The sequence below is a fragment of the Herbaspirillum sp. alder98 genome, from assembly GCF_020179755.1.
In the GTDB taxonomy this organism is placed as follows: domain Bacteria; phylum Pseudomonadota; class Gammaproteobacteria; order Burkholderiales; family Burkholderiaceae_D; genus Herbaspirillum.
Window position 1 is genome coordinate 1 of the sequence record NZ_JAIUCY010000013.1, and the last position, 21,016, is coordinate 21,016.

A 21,016-nucleotide genomic window follows, 5' to 3' on the forward strand; every position below is an offset into this window, starting at 1 on the left:
GTGTTTTTGTCGATTAACCGTACCCCAACCTCCGTCGTCCTGACGAAAGTCGGGACCCAGCGTCGTTAAGACGGCGCATGAGGCATCACCAACGCCACTGGGTTCCTGCCTTCGCAGGAACGACGAGAGTCGACTAACGATATTCCAGCTGTCGCACAAATAAAAACGGCCCGCGGATCGCTCCGCGGGCCGTGTTCATTTCAGGCAGCCGGATCAGTTGATCATCAGCGGTGCACGGGCAACGTTATTGTCCAGCACGGTGCCATCCATCTGCTGTTCGCTGAGCTTGAAGGTGCCGACCAGCTCGGTCAGGTGCTCGGCCTGCTGGCTCATCGATTGCGAAGCGGCTGCCGCCTGTTCGACCAGCGCTGCATTCTGCTGCGTGTTCTGGTCGAGCAGTGAAATCGCTTCGTTCACCGCAGTGATGCCGGTAGTCTGGGCATGGCTGGACTTGCTGATCTCGGCCACGATATCGCTCACCCGCTTGACGCTGGCCACCACTTCGCCCATGGTGCCGCCGGCTTGCTGCACCAGGCGGCTGCCATCGGCCACGCTGGTCACCGAGTGGTCGATCAGTTCCTTGATTTCCTTGGCCGCCGATGCCGAACGCTGGGCCAGGCTGCGCACTTCGGACGCCACCACCGCAAAGCCGCGACCCTGCTCGCCGGCCCGGGCCGCTTCCACCGCCGCGTTCAGCGCCAGGATGTTGGTCTGGAAAGCGATGCCGTCGATGACGCTGATGATATCGACGATCTTGCGCGAGGCATCGTCGATCACGCCCATGGTGCTGACCACCTGGCCGACCACTTCACCGCCCCGGGTCGCAACATCCGACGCCGAGCTGGCCAGTTGATTGGCTTGATGCGCATTCTCGGCGTTCTGGCGGACGGTGCGGATCAGGTCTTCCATCGCTGCCACGGTTTTTTCCAGCGTGTCGGCTTGCTGCTCGGTGCGCTCCGAAAGATTCATGTTGCCCGAGGCGATCTCGGCCGATGCGCCGGCGATGGTGTGGGTGCCGATGCGGACCTGCTGCACCAGCGAAGCCAGCTTGTCGCGCATGATGCGGATCTCGAACAGCAGGCTCGAATCGTCATCGTGGCTGGTATCGACCGACGTCGACAGCTCGCCGTGGGCGATACGTCCGGCGATCTCCACCGCATAGCGCGGCTCGCCACCCAGCTGGCTGAGCAGGGCGCGGCGGATCAGCCACGCAGTCAGCACCGATACCGCCAGGATCACCGCCGACCAGATCATGATCAGGCGCAGCGAGTTGTCGAACAAGGCCTCGGCATGTTCGGTCGCCTCTACGCCCAGCTGTTGCTCGGACTTGAGCAGGACGTCGATGTCTTCCACGATCCGGCGGCGCAGGGGACTGCATTCCTTGACCAGGAAGTTGCCATACGCTTCCATCTGGTTGGCTTCACGATACTTGCGCGGACGATTCAGTTCGTTGGCCATTTCCAGCAGGCCGCTCTTGACCTTGTCGAACTGCGCGTTGCCCGCGAAATGCGGCTCCATCGCCTTCAGCGTGGCCAGGTACAGCGCCTTCTGCTGGTCGAGGATCGCCAATTCCTTGGTGGCATCGACCGGGTCCTGGAAGATGAACGCATTGCGCGCGGCAAGACCGGTCTGGTCCAGCGCTTCACGCGTCACATACAGCGGTTCGAGCTTGACCGAGCGCAGGTGGTCCTGGTTCTTGACCGCAGTCGAGATCGAATTCATGCGCATCATTGCAAAGCTGATGAGCACCAGCATCAGGACAATCAGGATGCCAAATCCCAGCCTTAGCTGCGTGCCGATTTTGAGCGTTCTCAAGTAATTCATTGCCGTTCCGCCGATTTTGATTTGTTGATGAAAGGCAGGCAGCGCGAGATGTTTGCCAGGTGCGTCCAGGCGTCTCCATTGCCCTGTATCCGACCGGATCTCATCAAACTAATAGCTTGCAGCTCCGGATAGGATGGATTGTAGGCAAGTTATCTGTATTGGATATGAGGATTTTCCTGAGATTCGCAGGTAGCGGGACCGGAATTGCCTGAGGCAGGCCAGCTTGATGTCTTAATGGAATCGTTGTTGTGAGGAATTGCGAGATTGCATGGGTGTTAGCGCATACGCGCTGCAAGCGTGGACCGCTTGCAGCGCCGAGACGACGCGCTCAGGTCGGCGCGCGCACCGCTTGGCGGGCCAGCAATTGCCAATGGCCATGGTGCTTGGTCCAGACCTGCAGGATCTTGATGGTGACGTGACCCGGCTTGCCCGAATCGTTAGTGTCGGCATCCAGCGTATGGCGCACCACCGCGACGTCGCCGATCACCTTCACGGTCTGGTCCAGCAGCTTGATGTTGACGAAGTCGGAGGCACCGGTCTTGAGGTCGTCGATGAATTCGGCCTGGGTTTGCACCTTGCCGCTGGAGTGTCCGTAGCTCAGGTCCTTGGAGGTGAGCGCATCGAGTTGCTTGAGGTCGGGGTCGACCATCACGACCCGCAATTTCTCGACGGCCGCTTCGACTGCCTGCGTATCGTTGCCCGCTGCAGAGGCGCCTTGCGACAGCATCATGGTGCACGCCAGTGCGCCACACATCAGTGTGAAATTCTTGAACATCGTCAGTCTCCTTGTCTGCGCATCACGCAAACTGAAATTTGAAATAGGTATTTGATTGGCGTCGATGAAGATCAGTGGATGAAAAGTGGTTGCGCTCTCCCTTGAACAATTAGAAAAAATTAGAAAAATAACTTTTCGCCGCTAGCTGACTTCTTGCGCCCGGCGCAGGCGTTCACGGCTATTGGTGAGATGGATGCGCATCGCGGCACGGGCAAAATCGGTATCGCGACGGGCGATGGCGTCGAAGATCTGTTCGTGCTCGCGGTTGACGCGTTGCAGGTATTGCCGCAACTGATCGGCCGGTAGCCGCGAGGAAGGCAGGCGCGTGCGCGGCAGGATGGTGGTGCCCAGATAATTGATGATCTCGGCAAAGTAACGGTTGCCGGTGGCCTCGGCGATCTCCTGATGAAAGCGGAAATCGGGATCGACCGTACTCTCGGCGCGGACCACGTTATCGTCAAAGGCATCCAGCGCCGCGCGCATGGCGAGCAGGTGCGCATCGCTGCGCCGCGCCGCCGCCAGCCCGGCGGTCTCGGTCTCGAGGCTGATGCGCAATTCGAGCACGGCCAGTACCTCGAACGAGGTTTCCAGTTCGGCGGGATCGAGCCGGAACATGGTCGCCGGCCGTGGTTCCAGCACGAAGGTGCCGATGCCGTGGCGGGTGGCCACCAGTCCTGCTGCCTGCAGCCGGGACAAGGCCTCGCGCACCACCGTGCGGCTGACCTGGAACTGTCGCACGATCTGCGCTTCGGTCGGCAACTTGTCGCCCGGGCGCCAGTGTTGCGTGGCGATCAGGTGCGCCAGGCTATCGACCAGTTCGCGCGACAGGTTGCGGCGACCGGCCTGCGCCGTGGGCAGCGCAGGTCGGGCTGTGAAGGACAGGTCGCCGTTGGTCTCCGCGGCGCCCATCCTGTCTTGCTGCTCAGCCGGCGCAGCATGGATGTTTATCATTGTCGTGATCAGGTTGGGGCCGATTGTTGTGTTGGCCCTGGTTCGTAGAAGCGACTTCCCGAATGCTATTGACAAGCTCTGATGCGCCGATAATAATCCACTCACAGTGATATGACAACGTACAAGATCGCTCATCAATCAGGCTTGATGCTTTGATAACAGCGACGACCAATAATCAGCATCATCACAGAACAAAAAGAATTAGATCCTTCAGGAGACGGCTCATATGAGCGGAGAAAAAATCCCGGGCGCGGCTGCATCTGCCGCACCCGATCCAGCATGGGAAAGTGCGCTTGCAAGCGCGCGTTATCCCCGTCTGCTGCTGACCGGCGCTGCCGGCGGCGTGGGCCAGACCATACGACCCCATCTGCGTTCGCTGGCAGACCAGGTGCGCCTGTCGGACTTGGCGCGCGCCATCGACGGCGGCGCCCTGGGCGCCGCAGGCGAGGCTGAAGAGCTGGTCGCCTGCGACCTGGCCGACCGCGCTGCCGTCGATGCGCTGGTCGCCGGCTGCGACGCCATCGTGCATCTGGGCGGGGTGTCGGTTGAGCGGCCGTTCGAGGAAATCCTCGAGGGCAACATCAAGGGCGTGTTCCACATCTATGAAGCGGCCCGCCGCCATCGGGTCAAGCGCGTCATCTTCGCCAGCTCGAACCACGTCACCGGCTACTACCGCCAGGACCAGAAGATCGATACCCGCGCGCTGCGTCGTCCGGATGGCTACTACGGCCTGTCCAAGTCCTATGGCGAAGACATGGCGCAGTTCTATTTCGATCGTTATGGCGTGGAAACCGTCAGCATCCGCATCGGCTCGATCTTTCCCGAGGCGAAGGATCGCCGCATGCTGGCCAGCTGGATGAGCGTGGACGACTTCATGCAACTGCTGCGGCGCGCGCTGTTTGCGCCCGGCGTGGGCCACACCGTGGTGTATGGCATGTCCGACAATGCCCATACCTGGTGGGACAACCGCTACGCGGCACACCTGGGTTATGCGCCCAAGGACAGCTCGGAGATCTTCCGCGCCAAGGTCGAGGCCCAGCCGAAGCCGGCGCCGGACGATCCGGTGGCGGTGCTGCAAGGCGGCGCCTTCACCACCGTCGGCCCCTTCGACCCCCTGCAAAAAGCGTAGTCAGCTCGTCCCGCCACGCGCTGCGGCGGACCGGTGTTCTTCAGATGAATCGTATGTTGTCATACATCATGAGGGGTGCTGGCCGTCTGTTGTGAATGCCGTCGCGGCTTTGAACCGGTTTGATTCAACCAACGGATTCCATGAACTTCTCACTCGACTTCAGCAGTCTCGCGCCGTACTGGCCCGTGTTCCTGCGTGGCGCGTGGCTGACCTTGAAGATGACCACGGTAGCAGTGATCGTGGGCGTTTCCATCGGTGTCATCATCGCCTTCGCCAAGAGCAGCAAGAACGTTTTGGTGGCGCGTGCCTGCGGCGCCTACATCGAGGCGGTGCGCAATACGCCGTTCCTGGTGCAGATCTTCCTGCTCTACTTCGGCCTGGCCAGCCTCGGCGTGCACATGCCGACCTTCGCCGCCGCCGTGCTGGCGATGATCATCAACATCGCCGCCTATGCCGCGGAGATCATCCGCGCCGGTATCGACTCGGTGCCGCGCGGCCAGATCGAGGCCGCCGAATGCCTGGGCCTGTCGACCTGGCGCATTCGCTGGCATGTGATGCTGCAGCCGGCCATCGAGCGCGTCTATCCGGCCCTGACCAGCCAGTTCCTGCTGATGATGCAAGCCTCGGCCATGGCCTCGCAGATCTCGGCCGAAGAATTGACCGCGATTGCCAACACGGTGCAGTCGGACACCTTCCGCTCGCTGGAAACCTATATCGTGGTGGCCGCGCTGTACCTGGTGCTGTCGGTGCTGGTGAAGTTGCTGGCCTACGGCTTCGGCGAATACATCTTCAAGCGTCGCCGTACCATCCGCCGCGCCGCGTTGCTGGCGCGCCGCAGTCCGAAGTCGATGCTGCCGCACCTGCCCATGGCCAGCGCTGCCGGCGCGCTCACGCCGGTGTCGCATGCGCCGTTCATCCATGGCGTGTCCAAGCCGCGTGACGTCGTCGAAGGGAGCGCATCGTGATCGGATCATTCTCGTGGACGCACCTCTGGTACCTGGTCGACTCGATCTGGTGGACCGTGGTGCTGTCATTGCTGGCCTTCGTGCTGGGCAGCATCGGCGGCTTTGGCGTGATGCTGGCGCGTATCTCGCCGCGCGCCTGGCTGCGCAACATCGCCTTGCTGTACATCGAATGCATACAGGGCATTCCGCTGCTGATCCTGTTGTTCATCGTCTACTTCGGACTGTCGGTCTATGGCTTTGCGCTGCCGGCGCTGGTGGCCGCCGGCATTGCCATGATGGTCTATACCAGCGCCTATCTGGGCGACATCTGGCGCGGTTGCGTCGAGGCCATGCCCAAGCCGCAGTGGGAGGCTTCCGAATGCCTGTCGCTGACCCGCTGGCAGACGCTGCGACTGGTGATCATTCCGCAGGCCACGCGTTTGTCGTTGCCGCCGACCATCGGTTTCCTGGTGCAGTTGATCAAGATGACCTCGCTGGCATCGGTCATCGGTTTCGTCGAGTTGACCCGCGCCGGCCAGATCATCAATAACTCGATCTTCCAGCCCTTCCTGGTATTTACCGTGGTCGGGACCTTCTATTTCTTACTGTGCTACCCGCTGTCGCGCTGGAGTGCATCCATGGAGAGAAAGCTCAATGTCAGCAATCGCTAATCCCGTCAGCGCACCGGCGTCGGTGGCGCCTGCCACGGCCGCGCCGATCGTCAAGGTCGACCAGATCACCAAGAGCTTCGGTTCCAACCAGGTGTTGAAGGGTGTCTCGTTCGAGGTCGCGCGTGGCGAGATGATCGCCATCATCGGCGCCTCGGGTTCGGGCAAGAGCACCGCGCTGCGCTGCATCGACCGCCTCGAGACCATCGATTCGGGCGCGATCCAGGTGGCCGGCATCCAGGTCGACGATCCGGCTGTGGACCTGCACCTGCTGCGCCGCGAAGTGGGCATCGTGTTCCAGAGCTACAACCTGTTTCCGCACCTCAACGTGCTGGAGAACGTGATGCTGGCGCTGCGCCACGTCAAGAACCAGAGCAAGGCAGAAGCGCAGAAGGTGGCGCTGGCGGCGCTGGCTCAGGTCGGCCTGGACGAGAAGGCCGGCGCCTATCCCGAACAGTTGTCGGGTGGCCAGCAGCAACGCGTGGCGATTGCCCGTTCGCTGGCGATGGCGCCCAAGGTCATGCTGTTCGACGAAGTGACCTCGGCGCTCGACCCGCAATTGACCGGTGAAGTGCTGCGCGTGATGGAAGACCTGGCCGCCGGCGGCATGACCATGATCCTGGTCACGCACGAGATGAACTTCGCCAAGCGGGTGGCCGATCGCATCATCTACATGCATCAGGGGCGGGTGTGGGAAGTCGGCCCCGGCGAGATGCTGGACAACCCGCAGACGCCCGAACTGAAGGCCTTCCTGGCGGCCGATCTGTAATCCTTTACGCATCACCCAGGCCATAACGCAGCATCGATAAAACAAGAATCACCCAACGACAACGGAGACCTACCATGCAAGTGAAAAAAATCCTCACCCGTAGCTGCATCGCCGCACTGATGTTCGGCGCCTTTGCCCACAGCGCCATGGCCGACCAGCTGGACGACATCAAGAAAGCCGGAAAGGTGCGTGTGGCCATCGCCATGGGTACGCCGCTGTTCAGCTACGCCGACGACAAGATGCAGCCGACCGGTTCCGACGTCGACACCGCGCGCCAGCTGGCCAAGGACCTGGGCGTGCAACTGGAGATCGTCTCGGTCACCAATGCGGCACGGGTGCCGACGCTGCAGGCCAACCGCGCCGACCTGGTGATCGCCGATCTTTCGATCACGCCGGAGCGCCAGAAGGTGATCGATTTCTCGGTCCCCTATGCAGTTATCACGATCATCGTCGGCGGTCTCAAGAACATCGCCGTCAAGGACTACAAGGACCTGGACGGCAAGCGCATCGGCCTGACCCGCGCCACCGTCAATGACACGCTGACCACGGCGCAGGCCAAGGGCGCCGACATCGTTCGTTATGAAGACGACGCCACCCTGATCACATCGATGGTGACCGGCCAGATCGAACTGTTCTCGAGCACCCCGTCCAACCTACAGGAAATGCAGAAGCGGGCCGCCGGCAAGAACATCGAGCTGAAATTCGCGCAGAAGGATTTCGACCTCGGCATCGCCTTGAACAAGAACCAGCCGCGCGTCAAGGAATGGGTCGACACCTGGGTCAAGACCAACATGAAGAGCGGCAGCCTCAACACCATCTACAAGAAGTACCACGGCCGCGACCTGCCGGCCAGCGTGCAGAACGTGCAATAAGTTTTTCAATGTCCGGGCGGAGGGAAGCTGCCCGGGACAGATCATTCCGTTCTTTCCATCCAATTGCCGGTTGATTGCTCAACCGGCTTTTTTTATGGCGGACGGCAAGTTGTTACCCGCTGTCTGTCTTTGGCATATCATCAGGCCTTCTCCGATTCGCCCACTGATCACGCCATGTCACCCGCCGCGCCCGCCGAAGTCACCTTTCCCCGTCACGTGGTCGTCATCGGCGCCGGCGCCGTCGGCCTGATGAGCGCCATCCATGCGCTCGACCAGGGCTTGCAGGTGACCCTGCTCGATTTCAACGAAGCAGGCAGCGAAGAGGCATCCAGCTACGGCAATGCCGGCTGGTTGTCGTCGCATTCGGTGATCCCGCCGGTGGAGCCGGGCATGTGGAAGAAGGTGCCCGGCTACCTGGCCGATCCGCTCGGTCCGCTGTCGATCCGCTGGCGTCACCTGCCGCGGTTGGCGCCATGGCTGCTGCGTAACCTGGCCAGCGCCCGTCGCACCCGTATTCGTACCACCGCCGCCGCGTTGCGCACGCTGGTGGTCGACGCCCGCCTGTTGCATCTGGACGTGGCGCGACGGGCGGGCGTGGCGCATCTGATCGACACCTCGGGCGTGCTGCACGTGTACCGTTCGCGCCAGCAGTTCGAGGGCGACGCCTTCGGCTGGGGGGTGAGGCGCGAACTGGGCATAGGCTGGACCGAACTGGAAGGCGCCGACCTGCGTCAGCGCGAACCCGACCTCGATCCAGCCTTCGGCTTCGCCGTGCATGTGGACGAGGCCGGGCACTGTCGCAATCCGGGCGCCTACATGCAGGCGCTGGAACGCTTCGCGCTGGCCCGTGGGGCGCAGCGCGTGCAGGGCCGCGCCACCGGTTTCCGGGTGCAGGACGGGCGACTCAAGGCGGTCTTGACCGGGCACGGCGAGATCGCCTGCGATGCTGCCGTGATCGCCGCCGGCGCCCGTTCCAAGGAACTGGCCGCTGCCGCCGGCGACCGGGTGCGGCTGGAGAGCGAACGGGGCTACCACGCCAGCATCGCCGGCGAGACGTTGGCCAGCACCGCGCGCATGCCGATGATGGTGTCCGAATTCAAGGTCATTGCGACGCAGATGGAAACCGGCCTGCGCATCGCCGGCCAGGTCGAGTTTGCGTCGTTCGAGGCGGCCCCCGACTGGCGTCGTGCCGGGATCATGCGTGATATCGCGTTGAAGCTGTTTCCCGGGCTGCCACGCGACCTGCCGGCGTCGCAGGTCAGGTTCTGGCTGGGGCGTCGTCCCAGCACCCCGGACGGCATGCCCTGCATCGGTCATGCCAGCGCCAGCGGCGACATCGTGCATGCCTACGGCCATGGTCACATCGGCCTGGGTTGCTCGGCGCGCACCGGGCGCATCGTGGCGCAACTGCTGGCCGGGCGCACGCCCGAGATCGACCTGGCGCCGTTCAGCCCGCAGCGCTTCTAGAACTGAATCGCGGCACAATCCTGGATGCTGGCGCGCACGCCATAGGCGCCCAGGTTGGCCAGCGTGGCATTGTGGTGGGCCACGATCTGCGCCGCCGGGAGTATCGGATTGTCGGTGGTGGTGTGGCCATCGGCGGCCAGCGTCACAGGGTAGCCCAGCGCCAGTGCGCGACGCACCGTCGACTCCACGCAGAACTCGGTCTACATGCCGCAAATCACCAGTTGCGATACGTGGCGGGTCATGAGCATCGAGTGCAGCTCGGTCTGGTGAAACGCGTCCGAGCCGCGCTTGCGCAACCGGCTATCGCCTTCGCCGGTCACCAGTCCCGTCGCCAGTTGCCAGCCGGCGCTGCCATGCGCCAGTTCGCCGCCATCTTCATGCTGCACCACGATCACCGGCGCACCGGCGGCACGGGCGCGTCGCGCCAGGTCATTGATGTTGCCGATGGTGCGGGCCGGTTCCGCCACGGCCGCCGGGCCGGTGCAGAGCGCTTGCTGGACGTCGATGATGATCAGTGCGGTGGGCATGAGGCAAGGGTCCTGGTTCTTGTTGTCGATGGTCGGCCCATCTTACCGGAACTCACCCCTCTGTCTGCGCCAGGTGCTGCCGCAGATGCTGTCCTCTGTATTCACGCCGCAAGCTGCCGCGCCGCTGCAACTCGGGTACTACCTGCTCGACAAAGTCATCGAAGCCATGCGGCAGGTGCGCCGGCGTGATCACGAAGCCATCGGCGCCGCGCTCGGCGACGATGTGTTCGAGCCAGTCGGCGATGTCGCTGGCGGTGCCGGCCACCTGCGGCACCAGCACCCCCTGCGCATACAGGCGGCCGGCGTCGGCCAGGGTCAACTGGCGCTCGGAAGAGATTTCCTTCAGCAGCTTGAACAGTCCCTGGATGCCGCTCACCTGGATGTCGGCCAGCGGCGCGTCCAGCGCGTAGCCGGAGAAGTCGACGTTCATGTGGCTCGACAGCGTCGACAATCCCACCAGCGGATCGGCCAGCGCATTCGATTGCGCGCGCAACGCTTCGGCGTGCGCGCGCGAGCTGGCCACGAACGGCATCACCGCCGACAGCACCTTGATGTCGTGCGGCTGTCGCCCGAACTGGGCGGCGCGACCTTTGAGGTCGTTGTAGAAGCGTTGCATGCGCGCCAGGTCGGGCTGGATGTTGAACACCACCTCGGCCCAGCGCGCGGCGAAATCCTGGCCGCGATCGGACGAGCCGGCCTGGATGATCACCGGGCTGCGCTGCGGCGTGGACGGGATATTGAGCGGGCCGCGCACCTTGAAGTGCGTCCCCGCATGATCGATTGCAGCCACCCGCGTGGCATCGGCATAGCGACCGTCGGGCGCCAGCAGCAGGGCGTCGGCCTGCCAGCTGCGCCACAGCTTGTGCGTGACGTCGAGAAATTCATCGGCACGGTCGTAGCGCACGTCGTGCGGCAAGGTCTGGGCCAGGCCGAAGTTGTCGGCCTCGCCCTGGTTCACCGAGGTCACCACGTTCCAGGCGGCGCGCCCGCCCGACAGATGGTCCAGCGTGGCGAATTCGCGCGCCAGGCTATATGGCTGCGAATAAGTGGTCGAGCGCGTGGCGCCCAGCCCGATATGACGGGTCACCGCCGCCAGCGCGCCCAGCAGCGGCAGCGGATCGAGCCGGGTGGCGTCCTGGTCGCCCACGGCAATGCCATGGGCGTGATGCTCGCCATAGCGGGTCGATACCGCCAGGCGGTCGGCGAAGAACAGCAGGTCGAAGCGGCCGCGTTCCAGCGTCTGCGCCACATGGCGGTAATAGTCGAGTTGCAGGAAGCCGCCCGGGGTGCTGGCCGGATGGCGCCACAGGCCCTGGCTGTGGGCGGCATTGCCGGCGATCAGGAAGGCGGCGAGATGCATCGCGCGCCTCAGACCAGCACGTCGCGATAGACCTTGTCCTGCACCCGGACCGCATTCTTGATCAGGCCCAGTTTCAGGAAGGCGTCGGCGATCTGCTGCTGCTCGGCGACGATGCCGGCATCGACCGCCACCGTGGTGTAGTTGCGTCGCTCCGTGGCCAGTCGCAGCACCTTGGGATCGACGCCCAGTTGCGGCGCCAGCAGGTCGGCGGTTTCCTGCGGGTGGGCCTGGGTCCAGGTGTTGGCCTGCTTGAGTTCGGCGAAGAGCGTGCGCACCACATCGCGGTTCTGGTCGACGAACCTGGGCACCGCCAGGTGGAAGGTGCGATTGTTCGACAGGCCGGTGCCGTCGCGCAGCACGCGGGGCCGGGTGCTGACTTCCTGCCCGGCCAGGAATGGGTCCCACAGCGTGGCGGCGTCGACATTGCCCGACTGGAAGGCGGCGCGCACGTCGGCCGCATTGGTCACGTAGACCGGTTCGATGTCGTTGTAGCTCAAGCCGACTTCTTCGAGCGCCTTCAGCAGCAGGAACTGGACGTTCCAGCCGCGGCCGGTGGCGACCTTCCTGCCCTTGAGTTCCTTTACGCTGCGGATCGGCGAATCCTGCGCCACGAAGATGGCGATGCCCTTGGGATACGGTTGTTCCGCGCCCAGGTAGACCGCGTTCACGCCCGAGGCGTTGGCAAAGACCGAGGGCGTATCGGCGGCATGGCCGAAGTCGATCGCGTTGGCATTGAGCGCCTCGGTCAGTTGCGGGCCGGCCGCGAACTCGAACCATTTCACCTGCCAGCCCTGAGGCGCCAGGGCCTGCTCCAGGCGGCCGGTGCCCTTCAGGATATTGAGGGTGTTGAATTTTTGATAACCGATGCGTAATACCTTGTCCTGCGCGGCCCGCACCAGCGGTGCGCCGCCGGCTAGCGCGCCGGCGGCCAGGCCTTGCAGCAGCAGTCGGCGTTTTTGTTGGTTTTCGTCACGCATGGGCTCCCCCGTTGTCGGATTGAAAAGACTCAGGGTAGTGGCCGCCCGGCACGGCGGGAACGAACAATTTCGCAGATGCAAATGCGGTCGCTGTCGGATCGGCGCGGCTGCGGCAATTTGTCCCATTCCGGCTACTCCGGGCATTCGTTACAATAGCCGCTCGCCTCTTTATCCCTGCCCGCGTGCCATGACTTATATCTACGACCGCTTCGAGAGCTTCCTGCGCCGCGCTACCGGCTTGCATATCGCACTGGCGTTGCTGGCGGTGTGCGGCGCGTTGTGCTGGGCGGTCTATCTGTGGGCCACCGGCGAGGCGCGCATTCCGTTTTCGCTGTTCGATATCTGCTTCACGCCCGCCCCCGGCAAATAGCAGGGGCGTGGTGCAGCAGCAACGACAAAGCGGCCTACAATGGCCGCTTTGTCATTGGTGGCGCCGGCGCTTTCCAGCATGTCTGTTTCTTCTTCCAGTTCACCCGTCTTTCAACCTCGCCTGACGCTGCGCACGCTGACCCGTGGCGACGGCTTGCTGGGCATGCGTGCGCATGGCCTGTTCGGCCCACGCGGCAGCACCCTGACGGTGGCGCAGATCGACTGGGTCTATGGCAGCGGCGCGGCGCGCTGGAGCATGCCCGCGCCCCAGTATCCGGACCAGGAGCACGACGCCGGCTATACCCCGGCCCATGTGCGACGCGATATCGCCGCCGAGACGACGGCGCTGGAGCTGATCCGCGACATGGGCCTGCTGCCGCTGCGCGACGACGCGCTGCAGTGGCGCGCCACCAATCCGCTGCACGATGCCGGACCGTTGTGGACGCTGGTGCAGGAAGAGTCATTCGGCGACTTCTGGGCCGATGACGGGCCGCGCCTGCAACAGCAGGGCTGGCAACTGGTGGTGCGGCCCGGTTTCGCGCATGAGAGCGTGCCGGTGCAGGCCTGGCGTTTCGTGATCGACGCTGCCAGCGGCGAGGTGCTCGGCAAGGAAGTGGCCGGCCCGCTGCCGACCCGGGCGATACCCGCCGACGCCTTCGATCGCAGCGAGACCACCGGGCACTGGCTGCTGTCGATGGGGATCGAAGTCGATGGTGAAGTCATGGATGTGGCGCCGATGGTGGCCGACCTGTTGCGGCGCGATCCGCGCTGGGGCGACGCCACAGCCCTGGAACGGATCGACGACCACGCGGTGATTTCACTGCGGGCCCCGCGCGGGCGGCGCATCGACGCCATGGCGGGGCCGCTCAAGGCGGTGGTGCTGGCGCTGCTCGACCTGCTGGCCGATCCCCGTCGCAAGAACGGACCGCTGGCGATGACCGCGCTCGACGCCCATCGCCTCGACGCCATGCATTCGGCATTGCTGGCGCTGGACACCGGCGCGCCCTGGCACATGCAGGGCGAAGGCGAGGTGCTGCAACTGGCGCGCCGCTTGCGTCAGGCCGGCGCGGTGCGCGAGGTGGCTGCGCCGCCGGGCCTGGGCATTGATCTGCGACCCTACCAGCTGCAAGGCCTGGCCTGGCTGCAATACCTGCGCCAGCAAGGCTTGTGCGGCATCCTGGCCGACGACATGGGGCTGGGCAAGACGGCCCAGATCCTGGCGCATATCCTGCTGGAACATCAAGGCGGCCGGCTGGACCGGCCGGCGCTGGTGGTGGTGCCGACCTCGTTGCTGTTCAACTGGCAGCAGGAAGCGCAGCGCATCGCGCCGCAGTTGCGCGTGCTGGTGCTGCACGGCGAGGATCGCGCCGGGCGCTTCGGGCAGATCGACCAGGCCGACCTGGTCTTGACGACTTATCCGCTGCTGTGGCGCGACCTGGGCGCGCTGGCGACGCCGTCGTGGCACTTGCTGATACTGGACGAGGCCCAGACCGTCAAGAATGCCAGCGGCCGCAGCGCCACGGCGGCCCGCAAGTTGCGTGCACGGCATCGCATCTGCATGACCGGCACGCCGCTCGAGAATCACCTGGGCGAGCTGTGGACGCAATTTCATTTCCTGATGCCGGGCTTTCTGGGCGACGCCCGCAGTTTTTCACGGCTGTGGCGCAAGCCCATCGAAGAACAGGGCCAGACGGTGCGCGCGCGGCTGTTGGCGCAACGGGTGCGTCCGTTCATCCTGCGCCGGCGCAAGCAGGATGTGCTGCAAGAGCTGCCGCCGCGCATCGAGATCGTCGAGCGGCTGCAGTTGCAGGGGAGCCAGCGCGCGCTGTATGAAAGCGTGCGCATCGCCGCCGACAAGCAGGTCCGTCGCGCCCTGGTACGGCGTGGCCTGGGCGCCTCGCAGGTCACCGTGATGGATGCGTTGCTCAAGCTGCGCCAGGTCTGTTGCGATCCCCATCTGCTCAAGGGCAGTGACACCCCACGCGGCATCGAACGCGCCAAGCTCGAGTGGTTGCGCGACATGCTGCCGGGACTGATCGCCGAGGGCCGCCGGATCCTGCTGTTTTCGCAATTCACCGAAATGCTGGGGCTGGTCGAAGAAGCGGTCGATGCATTGGGTTTGCCCTACCTGATGCTGACCGGGCAGACCGATCCGGCGCAACGGGGCGAATTGATCGCGCGCTTCCAGAACCTGGAGGCGCCGTTGCTGCTGGTGAGCCTCAAGGCCGGTGGCGTCGGCCTCAACCTGACTGCGGCCGATACCGTGATCCTGGCCGACCCGTGGTGGAACCCGGCGGTCGAGGAGCAAGCCATCGCACGCGCCCACAGGCTGGGGCAGACCCAGCAGGTATTCGTCTACAAGCTGGTGATCGAAGGCAGCATCGAAGAACGGCTGCTCGAGTTGCAGGCGCGCAAGTCGACGCTGGCCGAGGGCATCCTGGGGCACGACGACACGGCCACCATCAAGTTCGGCACGGAAGAGCTCGATGCCTTGCTGGCGCCGTTGGGACAGGGCGTGCATGAAAAGGTGGTGGTGATGCCGCCGCGGTCGTTGACCGCCGACGTCTGGGATGGGATTTCCTGAGGCCTTGTGTGTTCGTCTACTCAGACATTTCCTGATATTGCTCATCCATGGCCGACGCTACCATGCTGACTGGATGACAAGATCGATGTGCAATGGAGAGGGTTGGCGTGGATGGAGGCAGTGATGCAATACACGATTTATGTGGGACTCGGTTTGTGCGTGGCTTGCCTGGCGGCATCGCTGGCGGTGCATTTCCTGTTCGAGCGGCGCTGGCAACGGCACATCGAGCAGGACGCCCAGGCGGTGATGGCCGGCGCCCGCTACAAGGAACCGGTACGTGACGACTCGATGTCGCCGCTGCAATGGCAGGAACTGCGCCTGCGCGTGGAAGAAATGCAGATCGTGGCCGAGGAAACCGGCCGGCCCCAGCCCTACAAGAACGTCGCCTGACGTTTTTCTGCAGCAATAACAGCAACGCTGCGTCCCTTTTTCTTTCTGTTGAGCTGTTTTCCTACAACCGGCTGCGGCATTGTCCGCTTCGCCCGGGTGCGGTCATCGAGCGATACTTCTGCGCATGATAGGCGCATGGCCTGCCGACCTGGCAGGACCGGCGCCACGCCGGAGACCCTCGCGCATGAAGACTTCAGACTTGTTCCATCAATTCCCGATCGGCCGCGCCCAGGCGGTGGGTTCGCCGTGGGCCCTCACCGTGGCGCTTGCCGTGATCGTGGCGTGGGCCGTTACCGGCCCGCTGTTCGATTACTCCGAATCCTGGCAGTTGCTGATCAACACCGGCACCACCATCGTCACCTTACTGATGGTGTTCCTGATCCAGAACGCGCAGACCCGCGACGCACAAGCGACCCGGCTCAAGCTGGACGAACTGATCCGCGCGCAGAAGGGCGCCCGCAACAGCATGTTGGAGGTCGACGACCTCAGTGACGAAGCGCTGTCACGCCTCAAACTGGAATTCGCGCGCATGGGCGAGCATCCCGACGACCCGGTGCGTCAGCGCCTGCGTCGCACGCTGGGCCGGGCGCGCAGCCAGGGGCAACAGGACCAGCAGGGCCGGCCGGCGTTGCATGAAGCCGTGCCGATGGCGGCGCGTACATCACGCCGCCAGAAGCAGTTCGACGAAGGTTCACGCCGCCTGCGTGGACAGCAGCAGTGGACCTGATGATGTGCAGCCAGCCAGGAGACGACCATGAAAAGCCAGACCCCGATCAAGCCCCATGCCGATAGCGCCCTGGGCGACCATCCCGACGACCGCCATACCCCGGAGCCACCGGTGCATCCCGACCCGCTGGCCAGCCATCAGGGGCGTGGACGCACCGTCCTGCGCCCCGGCGGCGGCAGCGATGCCGAACAGCTGCTGGACCAGCAGGATCTCAAACGGCCGACATGAGCCGCCGGCAGCGCTGCGCTGCAAGCTCACTGCGGATTGGCGCGGCGGCCGATGAACGCCAGGATCAGCACCGTCGCCAGCAATTCGACCAGCGCGATGCCAGTCAGGCCACGGGTATAGCTGCCGGTGGTGCTCTTGAGGTATCCCAGCAGTTGCGGCGAGAAATAGCCTGCCAGGTTGGCGACCGAATTGATCACCGCCAACCCGATGGCGATGGCGCTGCCGGACAGATACTGGCCAGGCAACTGCCAGAAGATCGGAATCGCCCCCATGGTGCCGGCCGAGGACAGCGCCAGCGCCGCCACCACGCCGGCCGGATTCTTGTCGCCCACGAACCAGGCTGCGGCGAGCAGGCCGATGGCGCCGATGGCAGCCGCCACGGCGGTGTGCACCCGGGTCTCCTGCGCCCGGTCCGACAGCCAGCCGTTGACCAGCATGCCGGCCCAGCCACAGGCGTAGATCCCGCCCATGACCCAACCCAGGGTCTTGATGTCGGTAAAGCCGACTTCGCGCACCAGGCTTGGCCCGTAGAACACCAGCGTGGCGTTGCCGGCAATGATGCAGAAGAACACGGCGATCAGCAGCCAGATATGGCTGTTGCGCAGCGACGCCATGAAACTGTGTTCACGCGGGCCCAGCCGGCGATCTTCATCGGCCAGTTCGCTGGCGATGTGCTCCTTCTGGGTTGGCGAGAGCCACTTGGCGCGGGACGGCAGGTCGGTCAGGATGAAAAACGCCAGCAGTCCGATCAGCACCGAAGGAATGCCCTCGACGATGAACAGCCATTGCCAGCCCTTGAGGCCGAATGCGCCCTGCGACAACTCCATGATGTAGGCCGCCAGCGGGCTGCCCACTACCAGCGAGATGGCCGAGGCCGAGACGAATACCGACAAGGCCTTGCCGCGCCGATGGGCAGGCAGCCAGTAGGTCAGGTAGAGGATCACGCCCGGCTGCAGTCCGGCCTCGAAGGCGCCCATCATGAAGCGCAGAAAATAGAACTGGCCCGGCGTCTGGACCCAGGCCATGGCGACGCAGATCACGCCCCAGCCGATGGTGATGCGCATGATGGTCTTGCGCGCCCCGATCTTTTGCAGCAACAGGTTGCTCGGCACCTCGAACAGGAAATAGCCGATGAAGAAAATACCGGCGCCGGCGCCGTAGATGGCATCCGACCATTGCAGGTCATTCATCATCGTCAGCTTGGCGAAGCCGACATTGACGCGATCGATCCAGGCCAGGAACCAGATCAGGGTGACACAGGGAACGATGCGCCAGATCACCCGGCGAAAGGTGGCGTCGCGCTCGGCGGCGAGGGCATCGGGAGGCATTGCAGCGGCAGTGGATGGAACAGCGGACATGCGATTCTCCGGGGGCGGGTGACAGGCAGCGGTGGTGCCGGTGCGGCGCGATTCACAGCCGGGGCCTGTTCCCGCAGAAGCATTTTCCATGCCACTGGCGGGTCGCGCGCCGTCGCTGGCGGCATTGTTGTCCCGCCCTGTAAGAATGGTGGCTCGTGCTATGCTCGCCACACCGCGATGTTGCGCTGCGACAGCACTTCAGCTGCGCCGGTTTGCCAATTTGCCATCGTCCGAATCTGATGACAGCGCTCGACTCTTCCCCTCACACCCGGTTCCTGGCCCATGGCGGCCACATGGGCGCCGCTATCGCCGCATTCGACTGGGGCAGCACGCCGCTTGGCGCGCTCGCGCAATGGCCTGCCTACCTGCGCACGGCAACCTCGATCATGCTGGCGTCGGACCGGGCCATGGTGATGATGTGGGGGCCGACCGGGATCCTGATCTTCAACGATGCCTACGCCGATTTTGCCGGCCAGTTGCGGCGGCGCGAACTGGGGGTGCCGGTGCGCGAAGCCTGGCCCGAAGTGGCGGACTTCAACGACAACGTGCTCGATGTGGTGCTGGCCGGCGGCACGCTGGGCTACCGGGACCAGCGCATGATGCTGCAACGGGACGTGGGTCTGGAAGACAGCTGGCTGTGCCTCGACTACAGCGCCGTGCGCGATGAAGAGGGCGTGCCGCGTGGCGTATTGGTGATCCTGGAAGAAACCACGGCCCGGGTACACGTCGAGCAGCGCCTGTCGATTGCCCAGGCCGCGGGCGGTGTCGGCACCTTCGAGTGGTTTCCCGACAGCGGCCGGCTGGAGGTCTCCGAGCAGTACCTGAAACTGTGGGGCCTGGCGCCCGGCACCGAGGTCACCGATGCGCTGCTGATGAGCTTGCTGCATCCGGACGATGTTGGCGTCGCCGGGCTGAAGCGGCTCGATGAGCAGGGTAATCCACTGGCGTATGGCGAGTTTCGTCGCGTCGATCCCGATACTGGCGAAACGCGCTGGCTGGCGCGCCGGGGTGAAGTGGTATCGAGCCCGGAAAGTGGCCGGCGCCGCTATGTGGGAGTGATCGCCGACATTACCGAGCGGCGTCAGACCGAACAGGCGCTGCGCGACAGCGAGCAGCGCTGGCGCAACCTGTTCGAGCAGATGCGCGAAGGCTTCTTCATCGGCCAGGCGGTGCGCGGCGGGGATGGCGCCATCGCCGATTTCCGCATGAACATGCTCAATCCGGCATTCCAGCAGCAGACCGGCATCGACACCGCATGGGCCGACGGCCGCATGATGAGCGAGATCACGCCCAGCATTCGCGACGAGCTGGTGGTCATCTACAGCGCCGTGCTCGATGGCAGTCGTCGCGGCCAGTTCGAGATCCAGGTGCCGGAGCTGGAGAACCGCTGGTTCGAGGTGCGCGCGCAACGTATCGACGAAGACAGCTTTGCGGCGTTGTTCATCGATATCTCGGGGCGCAAGACCGCCGAGCAGTTGATCATCGAAAGCGAATTGCGTTTTCGCTCGTTCGCCCAGTCCATGCCCAATCACGTCTGGACCGCCACCCCGGCCGGAGAGCTCGACTGGTTCAATGAACGCATCCACGACTACGCCGGCGTGGCCAGCGCAGCGCTGGAAGGGGCCGGCTGGTTGCGCCTGTTGCATGCCGACGATCGCGCCCGGCATGCGCAGGCCTGGCAACAGGCGATCGAAGGCGGCGACGGCTTCGAGATCGAATACCGGCTGTTGCGTCACGATGGCGCCTATCGCTGGCATATCGGACGCGCCGTGCCGATGTGTAATGAGGCCGGCGAGATCGAACGCTGGATCGGCAGCAATACCGACATCGAAGAGCAGAAGGTGGCCGAGGCGGCGTTGTCGCAGCTGGCCACGACGCTCGAGCAACGGGTCGAAGAACGCACCGGTGAATTGCTGGCCATGCAGGAGACGCTGCGCCACAGCCAGAAGATGGAGGCCCTGGGCAAGCTCACCGGCGGCGTGGCGCACGACTTCAACAACCTGTTGCAGGTGATCTCGGGCAACCTGCAATTGCTGGCGCGCGAGCTGGGTGGCGATGCGCGTGCCGGGCGGCGCATCGCCAATGCCCTGGCGGGAGTGGCCCGCGGCGCGCGGCTGGCCAGCCAGTTGCTGGCATTCGGCCGGCGCCAGCCATTGGAGCCCAAGGTGCTGAATCTGTCACGACTGGTGATGGGCATCGATGACATGCTGCGTCGCGCGCTGGGTGAGGCAATCGAGATCGAGACCGTGACCGCCGGCGGCCTGTGGAATACCTTCGCCGATCCGGCCCAGGTCGAGAACGCCTTGCTCAACCTGGCCATCAACGGCCGCGACGCGATGACGCAAGGTGGTCGCCTGACCATCGAATTGCGCAACGCATGGCTCGACGACGTCTATGCCGGAGCGCATGCCGAGCTGCGCCCCGGCCAGTACGTGATGCTGGCGGTCAGCGACACCGGCAGCGGCATCCCGCCCGAGGTGCTGGAACATGTATTCGAACCGTTCTTCACCACCAAGCCGGAAGGGCAGGGCACCGGCCTGGGGCTGTCGATGGTGTACGGCTTTGCCAAGCAATCCGGCGGCCACGTGGCCATCTACAGCGAGCCGGGCCAGGGCACCACGGTGAAGCTGTACCTGCCGCGCAACGAGCAGGCCGAGGATGTCGCCAACGACAGCCCGGTACAGCCGGCCGAAGGCGGCAATGAAACCGTCCTGGTGGCCGAGGACGACGACGAGGTCAGCGCCACCGTGGTCGAACTGCTCTCGGAACTGGGATACCGGGTGCTCAAGGCGCGTGACGCCGAGGCCGCGTTGAGCATCATCGAAAGCGGGATCGCAATCGACCTGCTGTTTACCGACGTGGTGATGCCGGGCAAGCTGAAAAGTCCCGAGATGGCGCGCAAGGCACGCGAGCGCATCCCGGGCCTGGCCGTGCTGTTCACCTCGGGCTATACCGATAACGCCATCGTCCATGGCGGTCGCCTGGAACCTGGCGTGGAGCTGCTGAGCAAGCCCTACACCCGCGAGGCGCTGGCGCACAAGGTGCGCTCGGTGCTGACCCAGCAACGGCGACGTGACGGCGATGGCTGAACGTTGAT

Annotated in this window: 20 protein-coding genes; 12 read left to right on the forward strand and 8 right to left on the reverse strand. The window is 64.4% G+C overall.

Going from position 1 to position 21,016, the window contains the following annotated elements; genetic code table 11:
• Window positions 1-213 precede the first annotated feature (213 nt).
• From LBW87_RS21360 to LBW87_RS21370, 3 genes are all read right to left on the reverse strand, one after another.
• A complete protein-coding gene (locus LBW87_RS21360; protein WP_225203491.1) occupies window positions 214-1,824 on the reverse strand; it encodes a methyl-accepting chemotaxis protein in 1,611 nt (536 codons plus the stop codon).
• A gap of 328 nt (window positions 1,825-2,152) precedes the next feature.
• A complete protein-coding gene (locus LBW87_RS21365; RefSeq protein ID WP_225203492.1) occupies window positions 2,153-2,599 on the reverse strand; it encodes a nuclear transport factor 2 family protein in 447 nt (148 codons plus the stop codon).
• Between the two features lie 141 nt (window positions 2,600-2,740).
• Complete coding sequence (locus LBW87_RS21370; RefSeq protein ID WP_225203493.1) at window positions 2,741-3,508, reverse strand: FadR/GntR family transcriptional regulator; 768 nt, start codon at window positions 3,506-3,508, stop codon at window positions 2,741-2,743.
• 268 nt (window positions 3,509-3,776) lie between these two features.
• Here LBW87_RS21370 and LBW87_RS21375 point away from each other — a divergent pair, with 268 nt between their 5' ends.
• The 6 genes from LBW87_RS21375 to LBW87_RS21400 all read left to right on the forward strand — a co-directional run bounded on the left by LBW87_RS21375 (window position 3,777) and on the right by LBW87_RS21400 (window position 9,399).
• The gene (locus LBW87_RS21375) at window positions 3,777-4,679 is read left to right on the forward strand and encodes an NAD-dependent epimerase/dehydratase family protein (protein ID WP_225203494.1); all 903 of its coding nucleotides are present in this window, start codon (window positions 3,777-3,779) and stop codon (window positions 4,677-4,679) included.
• A 140-nt stretch (window positions 4,680-4,819) separates the two neighbouring features.
• On the forward strand, window positions 4,820-5,644 hold the full coding sequence (locus tag LBW87_RS21380) for an amino acid ABC transporter permease (RefSeq protein WP_225203495.1): 825 nt from the start codon (window positions 4,820-4,822) through the stop codon (window positions 5,642-5,644).
• Complete coding sequence (locus tag LBW87_RS21385; RefSeq protein WP_225203496.1) at window positions 5,641-6,294, forward strand: amino acid ABC transporter permease; 654 nt, start codon at window positions 5,641-5,643, stop codon at window positions 6,292-6,294. Before LBW87_RS21380 ends, LBW87_RS21385 begins: the two co-directional genes overlap by 4 nt.
• Window positions 6,278-7,060: an amino acid ABC transporter ATP-binding protein gene (locus tag LBW87_RS21390; RefSeq protein WP_265113029.1), complete on the forward strand. Its 783-nt coding sequence runs from the start codon at window positions 6,278-6,280 to the stop codon at window positions 7,058-7,060. Before LBW87_RS21385 ends, LBW87_RS21390 begins: the two co-directional genes overlap by 17 nt.
• 74 nt (window positions 7,061-7,134) lie before the next feature.
• Window positions 7,135-7,932 carry a transporter substrate-binding domain-containing protein gene (locus LBW87_RS21395; protein ID WP_225203497.1) on the forward strand — a complete coding sequence of 266 codons (798 nt, stop codon included), beginning with the start codon at window positions 7,135-7,137 and terminating at the stop codon, window positions 7,930-7,932.
• A 174-nt stretch (window positions 7,933-8,106) separates the two neighbouring features.
• On the forward strand, window positions 8,107-9,399 hold the full coding sequence (locus tag LBW87_RS21400) for an NAD(P)/FAD-dependent oxidoreductase (RefSeq protein ID WP_225203498.1): 1,293 nt from the start codon (window positions 8,107-8,109) through the stop codon (window positions 9,397-9,399).
• On the opposite strand, the gene LBW87_RS24090 is transcribed toward LBW87_RS21400, so the two are convergent.
• From LBW87_RS24090 to LBW87_RS21415, 4 genes are read right to left on the reverse strand one after another with little or no spacing between them, the layout of a single operon-like run.
• Complete coding sequence (locus LBW87_RS24090) at window positions 9,396-9,587, reverse strand: hypothetical protein (protein WP_413927671.1); 192 nt, start codon at window positions 9,585-9,587, stop codon at window positions 9,396-9,398. The two genes, LBW87_RS21400 and LBW87_RS24090, sit on opposite strands and share 4 nt — an antisense overlap.
• A 12-nt stretch (window positions 9,588-9,599) precedes the next feature.
• Window positions 9,600-9,926 (reverse strand): isochorismatase family protein, encoded by a 327-nt coding sequence (locus LBW87_RS24095; protein ID WP_413927672.1) that lies wholly within the window; start codon window positions 9,924-9,926, stop codon window positions 9,600-9,602.
• Window positions 9,927-9,978: 52 nt separating this feature from the next.
• Window positions 9,979-11,286, reverse strand: a complete 1,308-nt coding sequence (locus tag LBW87_RS21410) for an LLM class flavin-dependent oxidoreductase (protein ID WP_225203499.1) — start codon at window positions 11,284-11,286, stop codon at window positions 9,979-9,981.
• Between the two features lie 8 nt (window positions 11,287-11,294).
• On the reverse strand, window positions 11,295-12,263 hold the full coding sequence (locus LBW87_RS21415) for an aliphatic sulfonate ABC transporter substrate-binding protein (RefSeq protein ID WP_225203500.1): 969 nt from the start codon (window positions 12,261-12,263) through the stop codon (window positions 11,295-11,297).
• A 187-nt stretch (window positions 12,264-12,450) separates the two neighbouring features.
• On the opposite strand from LBW87_RS21415, the gene LBW87_RS21420 reads away from it, so the two are divergent.
• The 5 genes from LBW87_RS21420 (at window position 12,451) to LBW87_RS21440 (ending at window position 16,561) form a co-directional block, all read left to right on the forward strand.
• Complete coding sequence (locus LBW87_RS21420) at window positions 12,451-12,633, forward strand: metallothio multi-domain protein (protein WP_225203501.1); 183 nt, start codon at window positions 12,451-12,453, stop codon at window positions 12,631-12,633.
• Between the two features lie 39 nt (window positions 12,634-12,672).
• Window positions 12,673-15,216, forward strand: a complete 2,544-nt coding sequence (locus LBW87_RS21425) for a DEAD/DEAH box helicase (protein WP_413927673.1) — start codon at window positions 12,673-12,675, stop codon at window positions 15,214-15,216.
• Window positions 15,217-15,339: 123 nt separating this feature from the next.
• Window positions 15,340-15,606 (forward strand): hypothetical protein, encoded by a 267-nt coding sequence (locus LBW87_RS21430; RefSeq protein WP_225203502.1) that lies wholly within the window; start codon window positions 15,340-15,342, stop codon window positions 15,604-15,606.
• Window positions 15,607-15,790: 184 nt separating this feature from the next.
• Window positions 15,791-16,333 carry a low affinity iron permease family protein gene (locus LBW87_RS21435; RefSeq protein ID WP_225203503.1) on the forward strand — a complete coding sequence of 181 codons (543 nt, stop codon included), beginning with the start codon at window positions 15,791-15,793 and terminating at the stop codon, window positions 16,331-16,333.
• Between the two features lie 27 nt (window positions 16,334-16,360).
• The gene (locus tag LBW87_RS21440; protein ID WP_225203504.1) at window positions 16,361-16,561 is read left to right on the forward strand and encodes a hypothetical protein; all 201 of its coding nucleotides are present in this window, start codon (window positions 16,361-16,363) and stop codon (window positions 16,559-16,561) included.
• 26 nt (window positions 16,562-16,587) lie between these two features.
• Here LBW87_RS21440 and LBW87_RS21445 read toward each other — a convergent pair whose 3' ends face one another.
• A complete protein-coding gene (locus LBW87_RS21445; RefSeq protein ID WP_225203505.1) occupies window positions 16,588-17,919 on the reverse strand; it encodes an MFS transporter in 1,332 nt (443 codons plus the stop codon).
• Window positions 17,920-18,158: 239 nt separating this feature from the next.
• Between LBW87_RS21445 and LBW87_RS21450 the strand changes: the two genes are divergently transcribed.
• Complete coding sequence (locus LBW87_RS21450; protein ID WP_225203506.1) at window positions 18,159-21,008, forward strand: PAS domain S-box protein; 2,850 nt, start codon at window positions 18,159-18,161, stop codon at window positions 21,006-21,008.
• Window positions 21,009-21,016 lie beyond the last annotated feature (8 nt).